Origin of the sequence: Wansuia hejianensis (genome assembly GCF_014337215.1) — a bacterium.
Classification (GTDB): Bacteria; Bacillota; Clostridia; order Lachnospirales; family Lachnospiraceae; genus Scatomonas; species Scatomonas hejianensis.
This window is the reverse complement of record NZ_CP060635.1, coordinates 1,405,104-1,423,996: the sequence shown is the minus strand read 5'-3', so window position 1 is coordinate 1,423,996 and position 18,893 is coordinate 1,405,104. Positions and strand designations below refer to the sequence as shown.

Genomic DNA, 18,893 nt, shown 5'->3' with positions numbered 1-18,893 from the left:
ATATTTAGGAATTGAATCTGTTGAAAACGCCCGATGATTGTGGTAAACTTTTAAAAACCAAAGAGGATAGTTTCTCTTTTTTTTTGCGCATAGGCGGCATGCCATGCGGTATACCAGCGTATATTCAGGTACGCAGGCCCGAAGCATGAGCGGAAGGCCGGTGACAAGGCTGTGAAACTGCAGGTGACGGCAGAGAAAGAAAGGATACAGAATGAATATGAAGGCTTTTCTGATTTTAGAAGACGGACATGTTTTCACAGGAGCCAGCATCGGTTCCAGGAAAGAGATTATCAGTGAAATTGTCTTTAACACATCAATGACTGGATATTTGGAAGTGCTTACTGACCCCTCTTACGCCGGACAGGCTGTCTGCATGACTTACCCCCTGATAGGAAATTATGGAATCTGTTACGAAGACCAGGAGTCTCTGCGCCCGTGGCCTGACGGTTATATTGTCAGAGAGCTTTCCAGGATGCCAAGCAATTTCCGCAGCCAGGATACAATCCAGAATTTCCTGAAGCGGTTTGATATTCCCGGGATTGCGGGAATCGATACCCGGGCGCTGACTAAGATACTGAGAGAAAAGGGTACGATGAACGGGATGATCACCACGGATGAGAACTTTGATCTGGATGCGGTGATTCCCAGGCTGAAAGCATATAAGACAGGAAACGTGGTGGAGCGGGTGACCTGCTCTGAACCTTCAGTTCTCAGGGGAAATGGATACAGGGTGGCGCTGATGGATTTCGGTGTAAAGAGCAATATCCCGCGGTCCCTGAACGAAAGAGGCTGTCAGGTAACCATCTATCCTGCCCAGACGACGGCTGAGGAGATTCTCGCTGCAAAACCGGACGGTATTATGCTTTCCAATGGACCGGGAGATCCGAAAGAATGTACCACGGTTATAAAAGAAATCAGAAAACTGTATGAAGCTGACGTGCCGGTATTTGCCATCTGCCTGGGGCATCAGTTAATGGCCCTCGCCACGGGGGCGGATACGAAGAAGATGAAATACGGGCACCGGGGAGGCAACCACCCGGTAAAGGACCTTGCTACCGGCCGTGTCTACATCACCTCCCAGAACCATGGTTACATGGTAGATACTGATACGCTGGACCCGTCTGTGGCGGTCCCTGCCTTCGTCAATGTCAATGACGGGACGAATGAAGGGCTGCGGTACCTGGGCAAGAATATTTTCACTGTGCAATATCATCCGGAGGCGTCTCCGGGGCCGCAGGATTCCGCATATCTGTTTGACCGTTTTATAGAGATGATGGGAGGGAACAAATAATGCCTAAGAATCCGGATATTAAAAAAGTTTTAGTCATCGGTTCTGGACCGATCGTCATCGGACAGGCTGCAGAATTTGACTATGCAGGGACACAGGCCTGCCGTTCTCTGAAGGAGGAAGGCCTTGAGGTTGTCCTGCTGAATTCCAACCCGGCCACCATCATGACCGATAAAGATATTGCAGACCGGGTATATATCGAGCCTCTGACAGTCGAAGTGGTAGAGCAGCTGATCCTCAAGGAAAAGCCCGACAGCGTTCTGCCCACCCTGGGCGGGCAGGCAGGCCTGAATCTGGCCATGGAGCTGGAGGAGAGAGGATTTCTGAAAGAGCACAATGTGCGGCTGATCGGCACGACCTCCCAGACCATCCGGAAAGCGGAGGACCGCCAGGAATTCAAGGATACGATGGAGAAGATCGGAGAGCCGGTGGCGGCGTCGAGGGTAGTCACCAACGTGGAAGACGGAATCGCATTTACCAATACGATCGGCTATCCGGTCGTGCTCCGTCCGGCCTATACGCTGGGCGGCAGCGGCGGAGGCATCGCCAATAATGAAGAAGAGCTGACAGAGATCCTGTCCAACGGCCTGCGGCTGTCACGGGTAGGTGAGGTCCTGGTAGAGCGGTGCATTGCCGGCTGGAAAGAGATTGAATATGAAGTGATGCGCGACGGCGCCGGCAACTGTATCACCGTCTGTAATATGGAAAATATTGACCCGGTGGGCGTGCACACCGGCGATTCAATTGTAGTGGCGCCCTCTCAGACACTGGGGGACAAGGAATACCAGATGCTGCGTACTTCTGCTTTGAATATCATCAGCGAGCTGGGAATCACCGGCGGCTGCAACGTGCAGTACGCCCTCCATCCGAAGAGCTTTGAATACTGTGTCATCGAGGTAAATCCCCGCGTAAGCCGGTCCTCTGCGCTGGCTTCCAAAGCGACAGGCTATCCCATCGCCAAGGTGGCGGCCAAGATCGCCCTGGGCTACACTCTGGATGAGATTCCCAACGCCATCACGAAGAAGACTTATGCCAGCTTTGAGCCCATGCTGGACTACTGCGTGGTGAAAATACCGCGGTTGCCCTTCGACAAGTTCATCAGCGCGAAGCGGACGCTGACCACGCAGATGAAAGCCACCGGAGAGGTGATGAGCATCTGCAATAATTTTGAAGGCGCCCTCATGAAAGCGATCCGTTCCCTGGAACAGCATGTGGATTCGCTGTTGTCCTATGATTTCACAGGCCTTTCTGAAGAACAGCTGACGGAGGAAATGGCGGTTGTAGACGATATGAGGATCTGGAGGATTGCCGAGGCTGTCCGCCGCGGGATCTCCTATGAGAAGATTCATGATATCACACAGATAGATGACTGGTTCATTGATAAAATTGCGATACTGGTAGAGATGGAACAAGCGCTGAAGAGCGAAGCCCTGACGGAAGACCTGCTGCGGGAAGCCAAGCGGATGGAATTCCCCGATTATCTGATTGGGAAGCTGGCCGGAAAGACGGAGGAGGACATCAAGGCGCTGAGAAAAGGATATGGGATCACGGCTGCCTACAAGATGGTTGATACCTGCGCGGCAGAGTTCGCGGCGACGACGCCCTATTACTATTCGGTATACGGCGGAGAGAATGAGGCCGCCGTGACCACCGGAAGGAAAAAAGTCCTGGTACTTGGTTCCGGACCCATACGGATCGGGCAGGGCATTGAATTTGATTTCTGCTCAGTACACTGTACCTGGGCATTTTCCAGGGAAGGCTATGAGACCATCATCATCAACAACAATCCGGAAACCGTGAGCACAGACTTTGATATCGCGGATAAGCTGTATTTTGAACCGCTGACGCCGGAGGATGTGGAAAATGTAGTGAACATCGAACATCCAGACGGCGCTGTCGTCCAATTCGGCGGTCAGACCGCCATCAAGCTGACAGAAGCCCTGATCCGGATGGGCGTGAAGATTCTGGGAACCTCCGCTGAAAATGTAGACGCGGCAGAGGACCGTGAGCTGTTTGATCAGATTCTTCAGAAGTGCGGGATTCCGCGGGCTGCCGGCCATACGGTATTTACCGCAGAGGAAGCAAAACAGGCGGCCCATGAGCTGGGCTATCCGGTACTCGTCCGTCCCTCTTACGTGCTCGGCGGCCAAGGCATGCAGATTGCCATCAATGATGAGGATATTGAGAAATATATCGGGGTCATCAACCGCTATACCCAGGATCATCCGATCCTTGTGGACAAGTATCTGGAAGGCAAGGAAATTGAGGTGGACGCCGTCTGTGACGGCGAGGACATCCTGATTCCGGGAATCATGGAGCACATTGAGCGTGCGGGTATTCATTCCGGCGACAGTATTTCCGTCTATCCGGCCCAGAGTATCAGTGAAAAAGCCAAGGCCTTGATCGTGGAATACACCAGACGTCTGGCCAGTTCTCTGCATGTGCTGGGAATGATCAATATCCAGTTCATCGTGTATAAAGAAGACGTCTACGTGATCGAAGTGAATCCCCGTTCCTCACGGACGGTGCCGTATATCAGCAAGGTGACAGGGATACCGATTGTGCCGCTGGCCACAAAGGTGATCCTGGGCCATAAGATCAAAGATCTGGGCTATGAGCCCGGACTTCAGAGGGAAGCGGACTATATCGCCATCAAAATGCCGGTATTCTCCTTTGAGAAGATCCGCGGAGCCGATATCAGCCTGGGCCCGGAGATGAAATCCACGGGAGAATGCCTGGGAATTGCCCGCACCTTCAATGAAGCTCTGTACAAGGCGTTCCTGGGAGCCGGAATTAACCTTCCGAAGCACAAGAACATGATCATAACCGTCAGGGACAGCGAACAGCAGAACATCATACCGATCGCACAGCGCTTTGAAAAGCTGGGCTACCGGATCTATGCCACCAGAAGCACTGCAAAGGTGCTGCAGGAGAACGGTATAAAAGCCATCCGGACCAATAAGATCGAACAGGCCAGTCCGAACCTGATGGACCTGATCCTTGGCCATAAAATAGACCTGGTCATCGATATTCCGGAGCAGGGCATCGAACATGCCAAAGACGGTTTTGTGATCCGGAGAAACGCAATAGAGACAGGAGTCAACGTGCTGACCGCCATGGATACCGCGGCGGCGCTGGTAACGTCATTAGAAAATACAAATATCAAGAGACTGGAGCTCATAGACATCGCGACCGTCGACAGGAGATGATGGTTTTGAGGCGAAGTGAAGGTGGGTACCCGGATGAAAAACAGCGGGAGCCGGAATGCCTTCTCTCTGGGCCGGACAGGCTTCTGCAGAGCTGTCCGGCCCAGCGGGAGACGTTCCGGCTCCCGTTGTTTTTCTGACTATTTCAGTTGGCACAATGGCCCTTGCCTGCCGTCTGCTTCCATCGGGGTTCTATCACTGGCGAATTGACAGGTATTGGATGAAAGATTTGATCCACCACCAACTCGCCGCAAAACATAATTTGTGGTTTTCCTTTTGTGGGGTTTGGTATATAATAATACGAGTGATTAAGTGAGATCGGAGAGATACATACATGGGTTTGATTGAATGGTTTAAGGTGGTGGTCCTTGGTATTGTGGAGGGGATCACGGAGTGGCTGCCTATCAGCAGTACCGGCCATCTGATACTGGTGGGGGATCTGCTGAAGCTGAATGTCAGTGATGCGTTTATGGAGATGTTTAACGTGGTGATACAGCTGGGGGCAATCATGGCGGTTGTCGTGCTGTATTTCAGCCAGCTGTGGCCATTCCACACGATGAAGACGGCCCCGGCCCGGAGCTGCTTCGCACATCCGGTTGAAGACGGGGCCGCGGGGAAATTCCAGAGGTTTGCCAATCATTATCTTCACATGGACAAAATTGTCATGTGGCTGAAGATTGCAGTATCCTGTATACCAGGGCTGCTGATCGGCCTTCCGTTGGATGACTGGCTGGAGGAGCATATGCACCGCACGGTTCCGGTGGCAGTTATGCTGATTGTCTATGGCGTGCTGTTTCTGTTGGTGGAGAATCATAACCGGGGGAGGAAGCCGCGGATTTCAAGAATCAGCCAGATTACATGGAAGGACGCGCTGATTATTGGATTTTTCCAGGCGTTGGCGATAGTTCCGGGCACCTCGCGTTCGGGTGCGACGATTATCGGCGGGATACTGATCGGGATGTCCAGGACTCTGGCGGCGGAGTATACTTTCTATCTGGCTGTCCCCACAATGCTGGGCGCGTCAGCGATTAAGCTGCTGAAGTTCGGACTCCATTTTACAGGAGTGGAAGTATCGGTGCTCATCATCGGCATGGTGGTGGCATTTGCTGTGTCCATCCTGGCTATTAAATTCCTGATGAGCTATATTAAACGCCATGATTTCAAGGTGTTCGGCTGGTACAGGATTGTGCTGGGGGCGCTGGTGATCGGGCTGTTTGCGGCGGGAATATTAAAAGGCTGAGTTGCGTGCGCTCTCGTCATGGGTTATAATAAAAAAGCAGCTCTGGGCAGAATAAATTTTAAAAGAGACATAGATTGAATGGAGTGAAGGGAGCAGTTATGCTGAAATACTATTTGATTACATTTCTGGTATCTATGGTTCCGATTATTGAACTGAGGGGAGCGATCCCGATTGCCGTCGGCATGGGCGTTCCGCTTGTCCCGGCGTATATAATTGCCGTGATTGGAAACATGCTGCCTGTGCCGTTTATTTATTTCTTCGCCAGAAAGGTATTGGTCTGGGGGAGCACCAAAAGGGCCATCGGAAGGTTTTTCCGGTTCTGCCTGGAAAAAGGTGAGTCGGGCGGCAGGAAACTGAAGGAAAAGGCAGGGAAAGGCCTGTTTATCGCATTGTTGCTATTCGTGGGAATCCCGCTTCCGGGGACGGGCGCCTGGACCGGCACGCTGGCGGCCAGCATGCTGGACATGGGATTCAAGAAAAGCGTGATCGCCGTAATGGGAGGCGTGCTGCTGGCCGGAGTCATCATGGGAGCTGCATCGGCCGGCCTGTTCGGAGCGGTTGGAAGCGTCCTGGGCGGCTGACGGGCAGGAGCACACATTAAGAAGGAACATAACAAAGGACAGGAGGATTTTTAAATGAAAACGAGAGTGGAAAAGACCCAGGAACTGCACAGCAGGGGTTATAACTGTGCGCAGGCAGTGGCCTGTGCCTATTGTGATCTCGTGGGGATCAGCGAGGATGAGATGTTCCGCATGACGGAAGGTTATGGACTGGGTATGGGCTGCATGAACGGGATCTGCGGGGCAGTATCAGGCGCGGTCACACTGGCAGGCATGAAGAACAGCCTGGGCTGTGAAAATCCCACCAGCAAGAAAGCTACGTATCAGCTGTCAGGAGAGATCCTGAAAGAATTTGAAGAGAAAAACGGTTCTGCGATCTGCCGTGATTTAAAAGGGGTGGATACGGGCAGGGTGCTCAGGGCGTGCAACGATTGCATCAGAGACGCGGCAGAGCTGGCGGAGAAAATTTTATTTACGAAAGAGGTATAGACTGGAGATGGCATGTCATCGACAGGCTGAGTAATAGAATCGGAACAACGGAAATCAGGATACGTAGAAGCTGGAAATTTCAGATAAATCGACGGGTATCCTGATTTTTTTCGTGACAATGACAGGAAAGTATCCTATAATTAAGATGATGCCGGCGTAATCCGGCAGCAGTATTTATAGACGAAGGATCCAGGAGGAAAAAGTTATGGCAGGAATCATCAAAAGATTTAAGGACATTATGTCAGCGAATATCAATGCGTTGCTGGATAAGGCAGAAGACCCGGAGAAGATGATCGACCAGTATCTGAGGGACATGGAAAGCGACCTGGGCAAAGTGAAAGCTGAGACGGCCGCTGTGATGGCAGAAGAGACGAGAGCGAAAAGAGAGCTGGATGAGTGCGGCCAGGAGATTGAGAAAATGCAGCGCTATGCTGAGAAAGCCCTTACGGCCGGCAATGAGGAGGACGCCAGGAAGTTCCTGGAGAAAAAAGCCCAGCTGGCCAGGAATAAAGAGACCTGTCAGCAGGTCTATGACAGTGCGTCTGCCAACGCCGAGAAGATGAAAGAAATGCATGATAAGCTGACAAAGGACATAGCCAGTTTGAACGAGAGGAAAGCGTCCATTAAGGCCAAGCTAGCGGCAGCCAAGGCACAGCAGCGGATGAATGATCTGACCGCCAAGGTGGGCAATGTGAGTGTCACCGACGGAGTTTCCGCCTTCGACCGAATGGAGGCCAAGGCCGACAGGATGCTGGACGAGGCCAATGCCATGGCAGAGCTGAACACTCCCTCCTCAGAGGACCTGAGCGTCGAAGACCTGAAGAAAAAATACGATGGCGGCGCCTCCGCAGATGTAGATGACGAGCTGGCGGCGTTGAAAAAGAAAATGGGACTGTAATTGAGCAATGGAAGAGAAAACGTATAAATGCGGAAGCTGCGGCGGCACTATGGAATTTGACGTGGCGGCGCAGGCATTAAAATGCCCCAACTGCGGAACTGTGATAGAGATCATTAATGACAGGAACAAGATCGTCGAACACCCTCTGGACAGATACAGCAGCAGCAGAATCCGTGCGGATGAAAAAACATCTCATACAATGGAGTGTAAGAGCTGCGGCGCTAGAATTGAAGTGGAGGCCAGCTGTACCGCTACAGAATGCCCCTATTGCGGAACCACCTATGTGCTGGCGGAAAAGCAGGAAGAGGTGGTAATCCCGGACGGCGTAGTGCCCTTCCAGATCGATCAGAACCAGGTGGGAGAGCTGTTCAGGAACTGGATCAAGAAGCGCTGGCTGGCGCCGGGAGCCCTGCGGAACTTGTATCAGAAGGGGAAGCTGCAGGGGGTTTATCTGCCTTACTGGACCTTCGACGCCCAGACACATTGCTACTATACGGCACAAGGCGGAAGAACGCGGACAGAGACTTATAGGGATAAGGACGGAGAGACCCATACCAGGACTCATACGGACTGGTATTTTACCAGCGGGACAGTCGGCTGTTTTTTTGATGATGTGCTGGTAAGGGCTTCCCACAAGCTGGACGGCAGGCTTCTGGAGCGGATCGAACCATTTCAGACGGCAGATGCCGCGTCCTATTCACCTGATTACTTTTCGGGCTATGAAGCGGAGTGCTGCAGCCGGGATCTGGAAGATGCGCACCGGGAAGCCAGGCAGGAAATGGAACGGGAGTTGTACCAGATGGCGGAACGGGATGTCCTATGCCGCTTTGATTCGGTGAGAGATGTACATATACAGCCGGAATATCGGAATGAGACATACAAACAGCTGATCCTGCCTGTATATGCCACTGCCTATGACTATAAGGGCAGGCAGTATACGGTGCTGGTCAACGGACAGACCGGGAGTATCAGAGGTGGATATCCCAAGAGTCCGCTGAAAATTGCCCTGCTGGCCGCAGCGGCAGTTGCGGCCTTTATTCTGATCTATCTGCTGATGTGGGGAGATGAGCTTCAGAGCTCCTCAGCTTTGCCGGGCGCGCTTCCCCAGGTGGCTGCTGCGCAGGAAGCAGATTGGATGGCTGACGCGGCTGAAGAGAGCCGTGAACAGTGGGCGCCGGTAGCTTCCGGTATGGCATACGAATGGCCGGACAGGAGGATATGATAGATGGGACTATTTGGAAATCAATTTGCGAATGTTGTTGAATGGGAGGAGTACCGGGATGACGTCCTGTTCTGGAAATGGGGCAACCGGGAGATCAAGAAGGGCAGCCGGCTGATCATCCGGCCGGGCCAGGATGCGGTCTTTCTGTATAATGGCAGGGTGGAAGGCATTTTTAAGGATGAGGGAAGCTTTGATATTGAATCAGAGATCATCCCGTTCCTGTCTTCCCTGAAGGGATTTAAGTTCGGATTTAACAGCGGTATCCGTGCTGAAGTGCTGTTTGTCAACACAAAGGAGTTAACAGTGAAATGGGGCACAAAGAATGCGATCAATATCCCTGCACCGGGGCTGCCGGGGGGGATGCCGGTCCGGGCTTTTGGTACGTTTAACTGTAAGGTGGCTGACCACGCAGTCCTGATCGATAAAATTGCGGGAATCCGGCAGCAGTTTACAATTGACGATGTGAAAGAACGGGTTATATCCATACTGGATCAGCTTTTGATGAAGTGGATCGTAAGAGAAGGCAAGGATATGTTCAATCTGCAGGCCAATGCATTTGACATTGCCCGGGGCATCTGCGAAGATTTGGATATGGAGATGCTGAAGATAGGAATTGGGATCGCGGGCTTTGTAATTTCCAATGTCAGCTATCCGGAGGAAATACAGAGAATGGCTGAGAAGGTTGCTTCTCAGAGCATGATCGGCGATATGGGCCGATATCAGCAGGCAGCGATGACAGACGCTGTGTCCAACGGCGGCGGATCAGCCGGCAGCATGGCCGGTACCATGGCCGGCATGGGAATGGGGATGGCTATGGGGCAGCAGATGGCCAGCCAGATGCAGCAGGCATCAGTATTCGGCGGCCAGAATCCACAGGGAAACCCAGCTCCGGCAGGACAGCAGTCCGGCCAGAGCGGCGGTAGCGTGCCGAATTTCTGCCCGAATTGCGGAATTAAGACAGAGGGAGCTAATTTCTGTCCGAACTGTGGGATAAAGCTGATACGTTCCTGACTCCCGGGCAGCAGCTGGATATCCATGCGGGCATGGGATTCCGGCCTGCTGCCTCCGGGAACGGATGGCGCGGCGGCACTCTTTGGAGGTGCCGGATAAGAATTGAATCAAAGAAATGTAAAGGTTGGAGCTAGAGATGAAGAGTTTGGAAGAACGGATTCGAAAAGACGGAATCGTAAAGAGCGGGAATGTGCTGAAGGTAGACAGCTTCCTGAATCATCAGATGGATGTGGAGCTGTTTAACGAAATGGGAAAGGAATTCAAACGGCTTTTTGCGGACCGTCCCATTAATAAGATTCTCACGATTGAGGCGTCCGGGATAGGGATCGCCTGCATTGTGGCGCAGCATTTCCAGGTGCCGGTGGTATTCGCGAAAAAGACACAGAGCATTAATATAGACGGAGAGGTTTATTCAACAAAGATAGAATCCTTCACCCATAAACGGGTCTATGATGTGATTGTTTCCAGAAAATATATTCAGCCCACAGACCATGTGCTGATCATTGACGATTTCCTGGCCAACGGCTGTGCCGTGCGCGGTCTGATCGACATGATCCAGAGTGCAGGAGCGACCGTCGAAGGCGTGGGGATCGCTATTGAGAAGGGCCAGCAGCCTGGCGGCAGGATGCTTCGGGAAGACGGAATCCGCGTGGAGTCCCTGGCGATCATCGAGAGCATGGATGATGAGACTGGGACCATCCTCTTCCGAGAACAGTGAGAAGGGTCTGAAGATGGAAGAACATGTCCGTTACCATATGATCGTATCCGGACGGGTGCAGGGAGTGGGCTTCCGTTACCGGGTGAGCCATGCGGCGAATGCCCTGGGGCTGACCGGATGGGTGACGAATTGCTGGAATGATACGGTGGAGCTGGAGGTTCAGGGACCGCCGGATGTTATCGGCCAGATGCTGGATATGGCCGCGCGTTCGGAGGCTGTCTGGATTGAAGAGATCCGGAAGACGCGGATGGAGCTGCAGAAGGAATCAGGCTTTCACATCCGGTGATGAAGAAATGAAAAAGTCAGAAGAGCGTTCCGCCGGCTCCCGGTGAGCCGGGCGGAGCGTTCTTCTGTTCAAAGGATGTTGCGTTATGGATTCCGTGGAGGCCTTGGCGGAGGCGGAGGCGGCGGTTCTTCGGGGATTTTGACGAGGATGATATCATCTCCGATCTGGCAGATACACTCCCAGGGGATGATGATGTCCTTTTCACGTCCCAGAATGCCGCAGAATTTTGCAGGGCCGGGAACGATCAGCGCAGTGATCCGGCCGGTGATACAGTTGAATTCCACATCTGCGGGACAGCCGATGGAGCAACAGGTGCAGATGTTGATGACTTCTTTCTGTTTCAGGTCAATTAGGCGCATGAAAAAGTCCTTTTTTTCTAGTATATGATTGACTTGAAGGGGGTTAGACTTTATACTGGAAAAAGAAATCCGCATATTTAAGAAGTGAGGTTAATCATATGAAGTGCCCATTTTGTAACCAGGATAATACAAGGGTGGTGGACTCGCGTCCGGTGGAGGATAACAACGCCATCCGGCGCCGCAGAATGTGCGATGAGTGCGGGAAACGGTTTACTACTTACGAGAAGGTGGAGACAATTCCCCTGATCGTAATTAAGAAGGATCAGAACAGGGAGCAGTATGACCGCTCCAAGATCGAGGGCGGAGTGCTCAGAGCCTGTCACAAGCGGCCGGTTCCGGTGCAGAAGATCAATGAGCTGGTAGACCAGGTGGAGATAGAGATCTTCAATCTGGAAGAGAAGGAGATACCCAGCACAGTCATCGGGGAACTCGTGATGAATCATCTGAAGGATCTGGACCCTGTGGCCTATGTGCGCTTTGCATCTGTGTACCGGGAATTCAAGGACGTGAATACCTTTATGGACGAACTGAAAAAGATCCTTAAATAAAATTGCCTTTTTATCTCTGAATGCTTTAAAAGCGGCGGCAAAGACTAAATTAGACCAAATAAGATTTGACAAAAGGTGTAATATGAGATACAATTTTAGCATTGAGTGAGATGACGGTTTAAAGCACTAAAGTGCCGCTCCGCTTAATCGTAATACTGGAAGGAAAAGAGAGGGAATCATTATGAAAAAGGCAATAGCTTTTGTGACAGTGTTGATGCTTGCGGCATCGATGGCAGCCTGTGGGTCTGACGGAGCAGGAAGCGCTTCTTCCGGCTCATCGAAGGAAGAGTCCAAGACGGAATCCAAGTCGGAGAGCTCCGGAAGCACAGGAACCAGCAGCTCCGGCAGTTCGGAAGAAAAACAGACGGGCGACGGTACCGTATATAATATCGGCATCTGCCAGTTAGTGCAGCATGAAGCCCTTGACGCAGCCACTCAGGGATTTAAGGATGCTCTGGTGGAAAAGCTCGGCAAGGACAATGTGAAATTTGACGAACAAAATGCGTCAGGAGATTCAGCGACCTGCGCGACGATCATGAACCAGTTCGTATCCTCGGATGTGGATCTGATTCTGGCCAACGCGACAGCGTCTCTTCAGGCAGCACAAGCGGCGACGAGCGAGATCCCGATCCTGGGGACCTCCATCACTGATTATGCGACCGCGTTGGATATCGATGACTGGACCGGCGTGACCGGAACTAATATTTCCGGAACCTGCGATCTGGCTCCGCTGAAGGATCAGGCGACCATGCTGAACGAGCTGTTTCCGGATGCCAAGAATGTGGGAATCCTGTATTGTTCGGCAGAGGCGAACTCCAAATACCAGGCCGATACGATCCGCACATATCTTGAAGAATACGGCTATACGTGTAAGGATTATACCTTTGCGGATTCTAACGATATCGCAGCCGTAACGACCAGCGCCACATCTGAATGTGATGTGCTCTATGTCCCGACTGACAATACATCTGCTTCCAATACGGAAGTAATTAACAACGTCTGCCTGCCTGCTGGAATTCCGATCATTGCGGGCGAAGAAGGTATCTGTTCTGGCTGCGGCGTTGCGACTCTGTCCATCAGCTACTATGACATCGGCTACAAGGCTGGAGAGATGGCGGTACAGATTCTGCAGGATGGCGAAGATATATCCAAAATGCCCATCGAATCCGCGCCGAACGTGACGAAAAAATATGTTCCGGCCAGATGTGAAGAACTGAATATCACCGTTCCGGATGATTACGAAGCGATAGAAGGTTAATAAATGCTGTCGGCAGTATGATTTGACAGAACTGCCGGTTGGGGCTGCTGCATTGGAACAGATGCAGCAGCCTTTGCTGGCGTACAAGGGAGGAAATGTTGTGGAGATAGTAAATCTTTTAAATGCTCTGCCCGGTGCCTGCGCGCAGGGACTGATCTGGGGCATTATGGCAATCGGCGTGTATATTACTTATAAGATCCTGGATCTTGCGGATCTGACCGTGGACGGTACGATGGCGACCGGAGGGGCCGTCTGTATCGTTATGATGGTAAACGGGCATTCGGTGGGCGTATCGCTGCTGTGTGCCTTTGCGGCGGGAATGCTGGCCGGATTCGTGACGGGGATTCTGCACACAGCCATGGGAATTCCGGCGATCCTGGCGGGAATTTTGACCCAGTTGGGCTTGTATTCGATTAATCTGCGGATTCTGGGCAACGCGTCGAACATGGCGATCAGCGTGGATAAATATGATCTGCTGGTCTCTCTCCGCTATATCAAAGGAGTGCCCTTTTATAAAAATACGCTGGTGGTGGCGGCTCTCATCATTATACTGCTGATCGGAGTGCTTTATTGGTTCTTTGGTACGGAGCTGGGATGCTCTATCCGGGCCACAGGAGCCAATCCCAGAATGTCCTGTGCCCAGGGTATTAATATTAATTTCTGTAAAATACTGGGTCTAATGCTTTCCAACGGAATTGTCGCTCTGGCCAGCGGACTTTATGCCCAATACCAGGGATTTGCCGACGTACAGGCCGGGCGTGGTGCTATTGTAATCGGACTGGCCGCTGTTATCATCGGACAGGTGGTATTCGGGAAGATCTGCAAGAACTTTGCCACTAGGCTTCTGGCAGTTGCCCTGGGAGCCGTGATCTATTATCTGGTGCTGCAGGTGGTGCTGTGGCTTGGGCTGAATGCCAATGACCTGAAGCTGATTTCTGCGATCGTTGTGGCAGTATTCTTGGCAATACCGGTGCTCCTGGAGAAATGGAAGATTAAACGTGCCTATACAGAAGGGGGAGAACGCTGATGTTGATGCTGACAAATGTTGAAAAGACCTTCAATAAAGGTACTGTCAATGAAAAGAAAGCCTTGTGCGGGCTGAATCTGACTCTGAAGGATGGTGATTTTGTTACCGTCATCGGGGGCAACGGCGCCGGTAAATCCACCATGCTGAATATGATCTGTGGTGTATATCCCATTGATAAGGGGAAAATCATTCTAAACGGCGAGAATATTTCCCGTTGGCCGGAACATAAACGGGCCAGATTCCTGGGCCGTGTGTTTCAGGATCCCATGATGGGAACAGCAGCAGACATGGAGATAGAAGAAAATCTGGCCCTGGCATACCGCAGGGGCTTGAAGCGCGGGATGAAATGGGCGATCACGAAGGATGAGAAGGTGAAATACCAGGAATCACTGAGAACACTGGGACTGGGACTGGAAAGCCGGATGACCAGTAAGGTCGGCCTTCTCTCAGGCGGACAGCGTCAGGCACTGACACTCCTAATGGCGACGCTACGGAAGCCGGAACTGCTTCTCCTGGATGAACATACAGCGGCACTTGACCCCAAGACAGCGGCCAAGGTGCTGGAGCTGACGGAGAAGATTGTCGCGGAAAACCATCTGACTACGCTGATGATCACCCACAATATGAAGGATGCCATCCGGATGGGCAACCGCCTGATCATGATGCATGACGGAAGAGTGATCTATGATGTGGCGGGCGAAGAAAAAAAGAATTTGGAAGTCTCCCAGCTGCTGGAGAAATTCGAGCAGGCGGCCGGTGAAGAATTCGCCAATGACAGAATGATGCTGAATTGAACATTAACGAACGAAGGAACAACAAGCCATATATCAAAGAGTGTGACATGATTTTTCATGTCGCACTTTTTTTGTTCGTGAGATTGGCGAGTATGGAAATATACGACGCTATGTGGTACTATAAATAGTAGGAATAATCTGAATGTCAGATGGAGGAATCTATGAATATTACGGCTGGTATTGTTATATATTCACTTTCTTTGGATACTACAATTCGTACCAACATTGAAGTGGATCAGGATTTTGAAATAGACTCTTATGAGCTGTGGGAAAAGGGGCTGCCCCAGAACCGGGTACTGTATATTGTTGAGAAGGAGAGGCTTTTGCGGGATCTGACCATCTGGAGAAGAAAATTTATACTCTGTGCAGGATGGCTGGATGAAGAGGAGCTGGAGGGACAGGAGTTGTACTGGATCTGCATGTCAGGCAGCATTGGGGTGCATGAGATTATGGGATATGTACAGCAGGTTTTTAACAGGTATTATCAATGGTATATCCGGTTGGGTACTCAGATACGTAAGAAGGAAAGCCTGAGCGAGTTGTTGGATACGCTGGATGAAGTCTATAAGCTGACGGGCTGCATAGCGACTCAGTCCATGAGGATTGTGGGAAGTTCCTCCCGTTTTGAGGAGTTTAATTCCTGGGTAGACGGCCAGGGAATGGTAACGCTTGGGATGGTGAACGAGCTGGTGGCTGATGAGGATTTTCAAGAAGCGGCTAAATATGATGATGTTTTTCTGTATTATAATACTTATCAAGACTGGTATTACTGCTATAATTTTAAAAGCGACGGGCAGTATCAGGCGAGGCTGCTGGCCAGTACGGAAAACCACGAGAAAGCCCATGGAGTGAGAAGGCTGATACAGGATTTTGGGGAATGTGTCTCTGATGTATATGAGGATTACTTCGGGCAGGGGCAATATCTTCAGAGTGGGAGAGAGATGTACGAGATGATTTGCGGGCTGCTGCAAGGTGTGAAGGTGAATGCAGGGGATATCCGCCGTGTGCTGAGCCGGTATCACTGGGAGATCAGCCATCATTACCAGGTGATTCTCTTCCAGTTTCAGGAAGGAGTCAGCGGCGGCGTTGGCATGGCCTATTATAAAGCACAGATACGGAAGCTGTTTCATGACTGCTATGTGGTAGAAGAGAAAGACCGGTTTATATGCATCAGGAATCTGAGCAGGTCTGAGAACAGTGCCAGTGTGTATGAAGAAAATCTGCCGTATTTTTTGCGGGAGACCCTGTGCAAAGCGGGAATCAGCAATGTATTTGACGATTTCAGCCGTCTGCACAGATACTGTGTGGAGGCTGAACGGGTGCTGCTGATCGGGGAACGCACGGACAGCACAAAATGGTATTATTCCTTTCCAAAATATGTGCTGCCCTATCTGATGGAACAATGTACCAGAGAGCTGCAGGCAGAGCAGGTCTGCCATCCGGCGATAACCGTTCTGCAGGATTATGACAGTAAAAATGAAACCCATCTGCTGGAGAGTCTCAGAGTGTTCCTGAGGGAACGGCACAGCATCACACATACGGCCGAACTTTTGGAAGTACACAGGACAACTCTTCTTGTCCGTCTGGACCGGATCAGGCAGCTGACAGGAATAGATTTTGATAATTATGAAACCTGTCTGCACCTGATGATTTCTTTTGAAATCCTGAAACTGGTAACGGAATGCTATAAAATGTAGTATGTACAGTTCCGTAACTTCATCTATTTGCAGAATTTACAGAAAATATGCTCCTATATTATAATGCAACCTATCAGAGATTCCCAGAGCGGGAATCCGTTGGGAACAGTGCGAATTAGATTTTAGGAGGACTAATTATGCTGACTGCAAGAGAGAATTACATGGAACTGGTAAAAGGCGGAAAGCCGGAACGTCTTGTCAATGGGTACGAACCTTTTGAATTCGTTATTAATGAGCCGCTGCTAAATAAATATTATTTCAGCTGTTATATCGAAGGGCAGGATACTAAAAATCCTTTTGGGGTGACGATCCGGTGGAAAAAGGGTGAGCATGCGGGGATGCCCTATGTGACAGATGAGACAAAGGTTATAAAAGATGTAACGGAATGGCGGAAGGATTTTATCAAACAGGATCTGCAATTTCCGGATGAGGCCTGGAAGGCAGCTCAGGAGGCATGCGCTGCGGTTAATCGTAAAGAAAAGCTGGCAACGGGTCTGATGGTCACCGGATTATTTGAATCCAGCCATTTCCTCATGGGATTTGAAGATACACTAATGAATTTTCTGATGGAGCCGGAAGCTACGGGGGAATTGCTGGATGCGCTGCTGGACTGGAAAATGGAGTATGCAAAGGAACTGATGGATCATCTGGACCTTGATGCGATTCTGTTTCATGATGATCTGGGCGCGAAGGATAAGCTTTTCTTTAGCAAGGAAGTATTTGATGAATTCTTCAAGCCGCGTTATGAGAAGCTGTTCGGATATATTACGTCCAGAGGGGTACAGGTGATCCTGCACGCGGACAGCTATTGTGAGCCGCTGGTTGAGGATTTCGTGGATATGCATATCACCACCTGGCAGGGAGCGCTCAGAACCAATAATTTTAAATCGATTCAGGAAAGGGTGAAGGGAAAACTGATCTGCATGGGAGGCATTGACTCGATCATCGACAGAGAGGACTGGCAGGAAGAAGAGGTGCGGGCGGAAGTGAGAAGAGCCATCGCTGAGGGAGAACCCTACGGCGCGTTTATTCCCTGCATCACCTATGGGCTTCCGGAATCTATTTTCCCGGGCGTGCTGGAATGTATTATGGATGAAGTGAACAGGTACAATGAAGAACAGATGAAAAAATGAAGATCTGATGAAGGAGCTGCGGATTTGAAGTGACCCCAAAAAGTTAGACAATATTTGAAAACAAAATTTGTTCAAGCAGCCGAAAGGGCTTGTTGTCTGTGAAGAGCAGGCGGCAAGCCCTTTAGCTTTGCCTTGATGCGGCGGTTGTTGTAGTAGTCCAGACAGTTGCCTTTGCGGCTCATACTCTGTCGAATGCCTTTCTCACGAAGCATACGCTGGTACTGTTTATGTTGGTATTGCCAACCTTGGTCGGAATGAAGGATCAGCCCTGTTCCGTCCGGTATTGTTTCAAAAGCCTTATCCAGCATGGTAGTGACCATACTCAGAATCGGTCGGTCAGAGATTGCATAGCTCACCAAGTACCCGTTGTGCAGATCCAGGATTGGAGAAAGATAGAGCTTCTGGCCAAATAGGCTGAACTCTGTCACATCGGTCACCCATTTCTGGTTTGGTTTTTCCGCATAAAAATTCCGCTTGAGCAGATTCGGTGCAATTTTCCCTACTTCACCCTTGTAAGAGCGATATTTCTTGATTCTGACACGGCAAACCAATCCCAGCTGCTTCATAAGACGCTGTACTGTCTTGTGGTTCAGATGAATCCCTCTGTTGTGCAGCGCTGTGGTAATACGGCGGTAACCATACCGCCCTTTGTTTTCGTGATAGATAGCTGCAATTTCCGTTTTAGCCACTTCGTATTTGTCTGCGCAGCTTATCCGCTTTAGATGATAGTAGAAAGTTGCACGGGGAAGTTGAGCGATTGAAAGAAGGAGATCCAGAGCGTGTCTTTGCCTCAGCTTTTGAACTACCTGCGTTTTCTGCGCTGGCGTCGCTCGTCTTCCAAAACCAAGGCTTGCAAGTTTTTTAAGTATTCATTCTCCGCCCGCAACCGTTGAACTTCTGCCAGCAGATCCTCTTCTACCTCTTTCGGCAGCTTTCTCGGACGACCGGTGCTACCTCGGCCCCGGCGTTCGATTGCAAAGCCATCCGGCCCTTCTGACAGATAGATTCGTTCCCAGTCCTGCACGCGCTTGTGGCGAACTCCAAATCTTTCCGCTGTTTCACAATAGCCAAGATGCTCTTCTTGCATGGTTTCCACTACCAGCTTCTTGAATTCTGGTGTGTATTTTTTGTTCGGTACCCCTTTTGGCATAATTAAACA

19 protein-coding genes are annotated in these 18,893 nt (G+C 50.8%); 16 read left to right on the top strand and 3 right to left on the bottom strand.

Annotated elements, in window-relative coordinates; genetic code table 11:
* Positions 1 to 217 precede the first annotated feature (217 nt).
* The 10 genes from H9Q79_RS06595 to H9Q79_RS06550 all read left to right on the top strand — a co-directional run bounded on the left by H9Q79_RS06595 (position 218) and on the right by H9Q79_RS06550 (position 10,918).
* Positions 218 to 1,291: a carbamoyl phosphate synthase small subunit gene (locus H9Q79_RS06595; RefSeq protein ID WP_118648401.1), complete on the top strand. Its 1,074-nt coding sequence runs from the start codon at positions 218 to 220 to the stop codon at positions 1,289 to 1,291.
* On the top strand, positions 1,291 to 4,497 hold the full coding sequence (gene carB / locus H9Q79_RS06590; protein ID WP_249329472.1) for a carbamoyl-phosphate synthase large subunit: 3,207 nt from the start codon (positions 1,291 to 1,293) through the stop codon (positions 4,495 to 4,497). The genes H9Q79_RS06595 and carB overlap by 1 nt, the downstream gene beginning before the upstream one ends.
* Positions 4,498 to 4,828: 331 nt before the next feature.
* On the top strand, positions 4,829 to 5,734 hold the full coding sequence (locus tag H9Q79_RS06585; RefSeq protein ID WP_118648379.1) for an undecaprenyl-diphosphate phosphatase: 906 nt from the start codon (positions 4,829 to 4,831) through the stop codon (positions 5,732 to 5,734).
* A gap of 98 nt (positions 5,735 to 5,832) precedes the next feature.
* Positions 5,833 to 6,315 (top strand): COG2426 family protein, encoded by a 483-nt coding sequence (locus H9Q79_RS06580; protein ID WP_249329699.1) that lies wholly within the window; start codon positions 5,833 to 5,835, stop codon positions 6,313 to 6,315.
* A 54-nt stretch (positions 6,316 to 6,369) separates the two neighbouring features.
* The gene (locus H9Q79_RS06575; protein WP_118648381.1) at positions 6,370 to 6,783 is read left to right on the top strand and encodes a C-GCAxxG-C-C family protein; all 414 of its coding nucleotides are present in this window, start codon (positions 6,370 to 6,372) and stop codon (positions 6,781 to 6,783) included.
* Positions 6,784 to 6,988: 205 nt separating this feature from the next.
* Complete coding sequence (locus H9Q79_RS06570; protein ID WP_118648383.1) at positions 6,989 to 7,681, top strand: PspA/IM30 family protein; 693 nt, start codon at positions 6,989 to 6,991, stop codon at positions 7,679 to 7,681.
* A 7-nt stretch (positions 7,682 to 7,688) separates the two neighbouring features.
* Complete coding sequence (locus tag H9Q79_RS06565; protein ID WP_249329471.1) at positions 7,689 to 8,903, top strand: TFIIB-type zinc ribbon-containing protein; 1,215 nt, start codon at positions 7,689 to 7,691, stop codon at positions 8,901 to 8,903.
* A 3-nt stretch (positions 8,904 to 8,906) separates the two neighbouring features.
* Positions 8,907 to 9,914 carry an SPFH domain-containing protein gene (locus tag H9Q79_RS06560; protein WP_249329470.1) on the top strand — a complete coding sequence of 336 codons (1,008 nt, stop codon included), beginning with the start codon at positions 8,907 to 8,909 and terminating at the stop codon, positions 9,912 to 9,914.
* Between the two features lie 136 nt (positions 9,915 to 10,050).
* The gene (locus tag H9Q79_RS06555; protein ID WP_118648387.1) at positions 10,051 to 10,632 is read left to right on the top strand and encodes a xanthine phosphoribosyltransferase; all 582 of its coding nucleotides are present in this window, start codon (positions 10,051 to 10,053) and stop codon (positions 10,630 to 10,632) included.
* On the top strand, positions 10,595 to 10,918 hold the full coding sequence (locus H9Q79_RS06550) for an acylphosphatase (RefSeq protein WP_249329469.1): 324 nt from the start codon (positions 10,595 to 10,597) through the stop codon (positions 10,916 to 10,918). The genes H9Q79_RS06555 and H9Q79_RS06550 overlap by 38 nt, the downstream gene beginning before the upstream one ends.
* Before the next feature lie 83 nt (positions 10,919 to 11,001).
* On the opposite strand, the gene H9Q79_RS06545 is transcribed toward H9Q79_RS06550, so the two are convergent.
* Complete coding sequence (locus H9Q79_RS06545) at positions 11,002 to 11,277, bottom strand: PRC-barrel domain-containing protein (RefSeq protein WP_118648391.1); 276 nt, start codon at positions 11,275 to 11,277, stop codon at positions 11,002 to 11,004.
* Positions 11,278 to 11,375: 98 nt separating this feature from the next.
* Here H9Q79_RS06545 and nrdR point away from each other — a divergent pair, with 98 nt between their 5' ends.
* The 6 genes from nrdR (at position 11,376) to H9Q79_RS06515 (ending at position 17,734) form a co-directional block, all read left to right on the top strand.
* Positions 11,376 to 11,825 (top strand): transcriptional regulator NrdR, encoded by a 450-nt coding sequence (nrdR, locus tag H9Q79_RS06540; RefSeq protein WP_118648393.1) that lies wholly within the window; start codon positions 11,376 to 11,378, stop codon positions 11,823 to 11,825.
* 181 nt (positions 11,826 to 12,006) lie between these two features.
* Positions 12,007 to 13,083 carry an ABC transporter substrate-binding protein gene (locus H9Q79_RS06535; RefSeq protein WP_249329468.1) on the top strand — a complete coding sequence of 359 codons (1,077 nt, stop codon included), beginning with the start codon at positions 12,007 to 12,009 and terminating at the stop codon, positions 13,081 to 13,083.
* 100 nt (positions 13,084 to 13,183) lie between these two features.
* The gene (locus H9Q79_RS06530; protein ID WP_118648407.1) at positions 13,184 to 14,110 is read left to right on the top strand and encodes an ABC transporter permease; all 927 of its coding nucleotides are present in this window, start codon (positions 13,184 to 13,186) and stop codon (positions 14,108 to 14,110) included.
* Complete coding sequence (locus H9Q79_RS06525; protein ID WP_118648395.1) at positions 14,110 to 14,904, top strand: ABC transporter ATP-binding protein; 795 nt, start codon at positions 14,110 to 14,112, stop codon at positions 14,902 to 14,904. The genes H9Q79_RS06530 and H9Q79_RS06525 overlap by 1 nt, the downstream gene beginning before the upstream one ends.
* 161 nt (positions 14,905 to 15,065) lie before the next feature.
* A complete protein-coding gene (locus H9Q79_RS06520; RefSeq protein ID WP_249329467.1) occupies positions 15,066 to 16,601 on the top strand; it encodes a PucR family transcriptional regulator in 1,536 nt (511 codons plus the stop codon).
* A 137-nt stretch (positions 16,602 to 16,738) separates the two neighbouring features.
* Complete coding sequence (locus tag H9Q79_RS06515) at positions 16,739 to 17,734, top strand: uroporphyrinogen decarboxylase family protein (RefSeq protein WP_249329466.1); 996 nt, start codon at positions 16,739 to 16,741, stop codon at positions 17,732 to 17,734.
* A 71-nt stretch (positions 17,735 to 17,805) separates the two neighbouring features.
* Here the strand turns inward: H9Q79_RS06515 and H9Q79_RS06510 are convergent, their stop codons facing one another.
* Positions 17,806 to 18,603: an IS3 family transposase gene (locus H9Q79_RS06510; protein WP_330596993.1), complete on the bottom strand. Its 798-nt coding sequence runs from the start codon at positions 18,601 to 18,603 to the stop codon at positions 17,806 to 17,808.
* The gene (locus H9Q79_RS06505; RefSeq protein ID WP_249329465.1) at positions 18,537 to 18,884 is read right to left on the bottom strand and encodes a helix-turn-helix domain-containing protein; all 348 of its coding nucleotides are present in this window, start codon (positions 18,882 to 18,884) and stop codon (positions 18,537 to 18,539) included. The genes H9Q79_RS06510 and H9Q79_RS06505 overlap by 67 nt, the downstream gene beginning before the upstream one ends.
* Between the last annotated feature and the right edge of the window lie 9 nt (positions 18,885 to 18,893).

Excerpts from the sequence above, each read along its gene's own strand:
- H9Q79_RS06545 (WP_118648391.1), bottom strand. The coding sequence starts at position 11,277 with ATGCGCCTAATTGACCTGAAACAGAAAGAAGTCATCAACATCTGCACC.
- H9Q79_RS06520 (WP_249329467.1), top strand. The coding sequence starts at position 15,066 with ATGAATATTACGGCTGGTATTGTTATATATTCACTTTCTTTGGATACT.
- H9Q79_RS06565 (WP_249329471.1), top strand. The coding sequence starts at position 7,689 with ATGGAAGAGAAAACGTATAAATGCGGAAGCTGCGGCGGCACTATGGAA.
- H9Q79_RS06535 (WP_249329468.1), top strand. The coding sequence starts at position 12,007 with ATGAAAAAGGCAATAGCTTTTGTGACAGTGTTGATGCTTGCGGCATCG.
- H9Q79_RS06515 (WP_249329466.1), top strand. The coding sequence starts at position 16,739 with ATGCTGACTGCAAGAGAGAATTACATGGAACTGGTAAAAGGCGGAAAG.
- H9Q79_RS06585 (WP_118648379.1), top strand. The coding sequence starts at position 4,829 with ATGGGTTTGATTGAATGGTTTAAGGTGGTGGTCCTTGGTATTGTGGAG.
- H9Q79_RS06570 (WP_118648383.1), top strand. The coding sequence starts at position 6,989 with ATGGCAGGAATCATCAAAAGATTTAAGGACATTATGTCAGCGAATATC.
- H9Q79_RS06550 (WP_249329469.1), top strand. The coding sequence starts at position 10,595 with ATGATGAGACTGGGACCATCCTCTTCCGAGAACAGTGAGAAGGGTCTG.
- nrdR (WP_118648393.1), top strand. The coding sequence starts at position 11,376 with ATGAAGTGCCCATTTTGTAACCAGGATAATACAAGGGTGGTGGACTCG.
- carB (WP_249329472.1), top strand. The coding sequence starts at position 1,291 with ATGCCTAAGAATCCGGATATTAAAAAAGTTTTAGTCATCGGTTCTGGA.
- H9Q79_RS06580 (WP_249329699.1), top strand. The coding sequence starts at position 5,833 with ATGCTGAAATACTATTTGATTACATTTCTGGTATCTATGGTTCCGATT.
- H9Q79_RS06560 (WP_249329470.1), top strand. The coding sequence starts at position 8,907 with ATGGGACTATTTGGAAATCAATTTGCGAATGTTGTTGAATGGGAGGAG.
- H9Q79_RS06555 (WP_118648387.1), top strand. The coding sequence starts at position 10,051 with ATGAAGAGTTTGGAAGAACGGATTCGAAAAGACGGAATCGTAAAGAGC.
- H9Q79_RS06595 (WP_118648401.1), top strand. The coding sequence starts at position 218 with ATGAAGGCTTTTCTGATTTTAGAAGACGGACATGTTTTCACAGGAGCC.
- H9Q79_RS06525 (WP_118648395.1), top strand. The coding sequence starts at position 14,110 with ATGTTGATGCTGACAAATGTTGAAAAGACCTTCAATAAAGGTACTGTC.
- H9Q79_RS06505 (WP_249329465.1), bottom strand. The coding sequence starts at position 18,884 with ATGCCAAAAGGGGTACCGAACAAAAAATACACACCAGAATTCAAGAAG.
- H9Q79_RS06575 (WP_118648381.1), top strand. The coding sequence starts at position 6,370 with ATGAAAACGAGAGTGGAAAAGACCCAGGAACTGCACAGCAGGGGTTAT.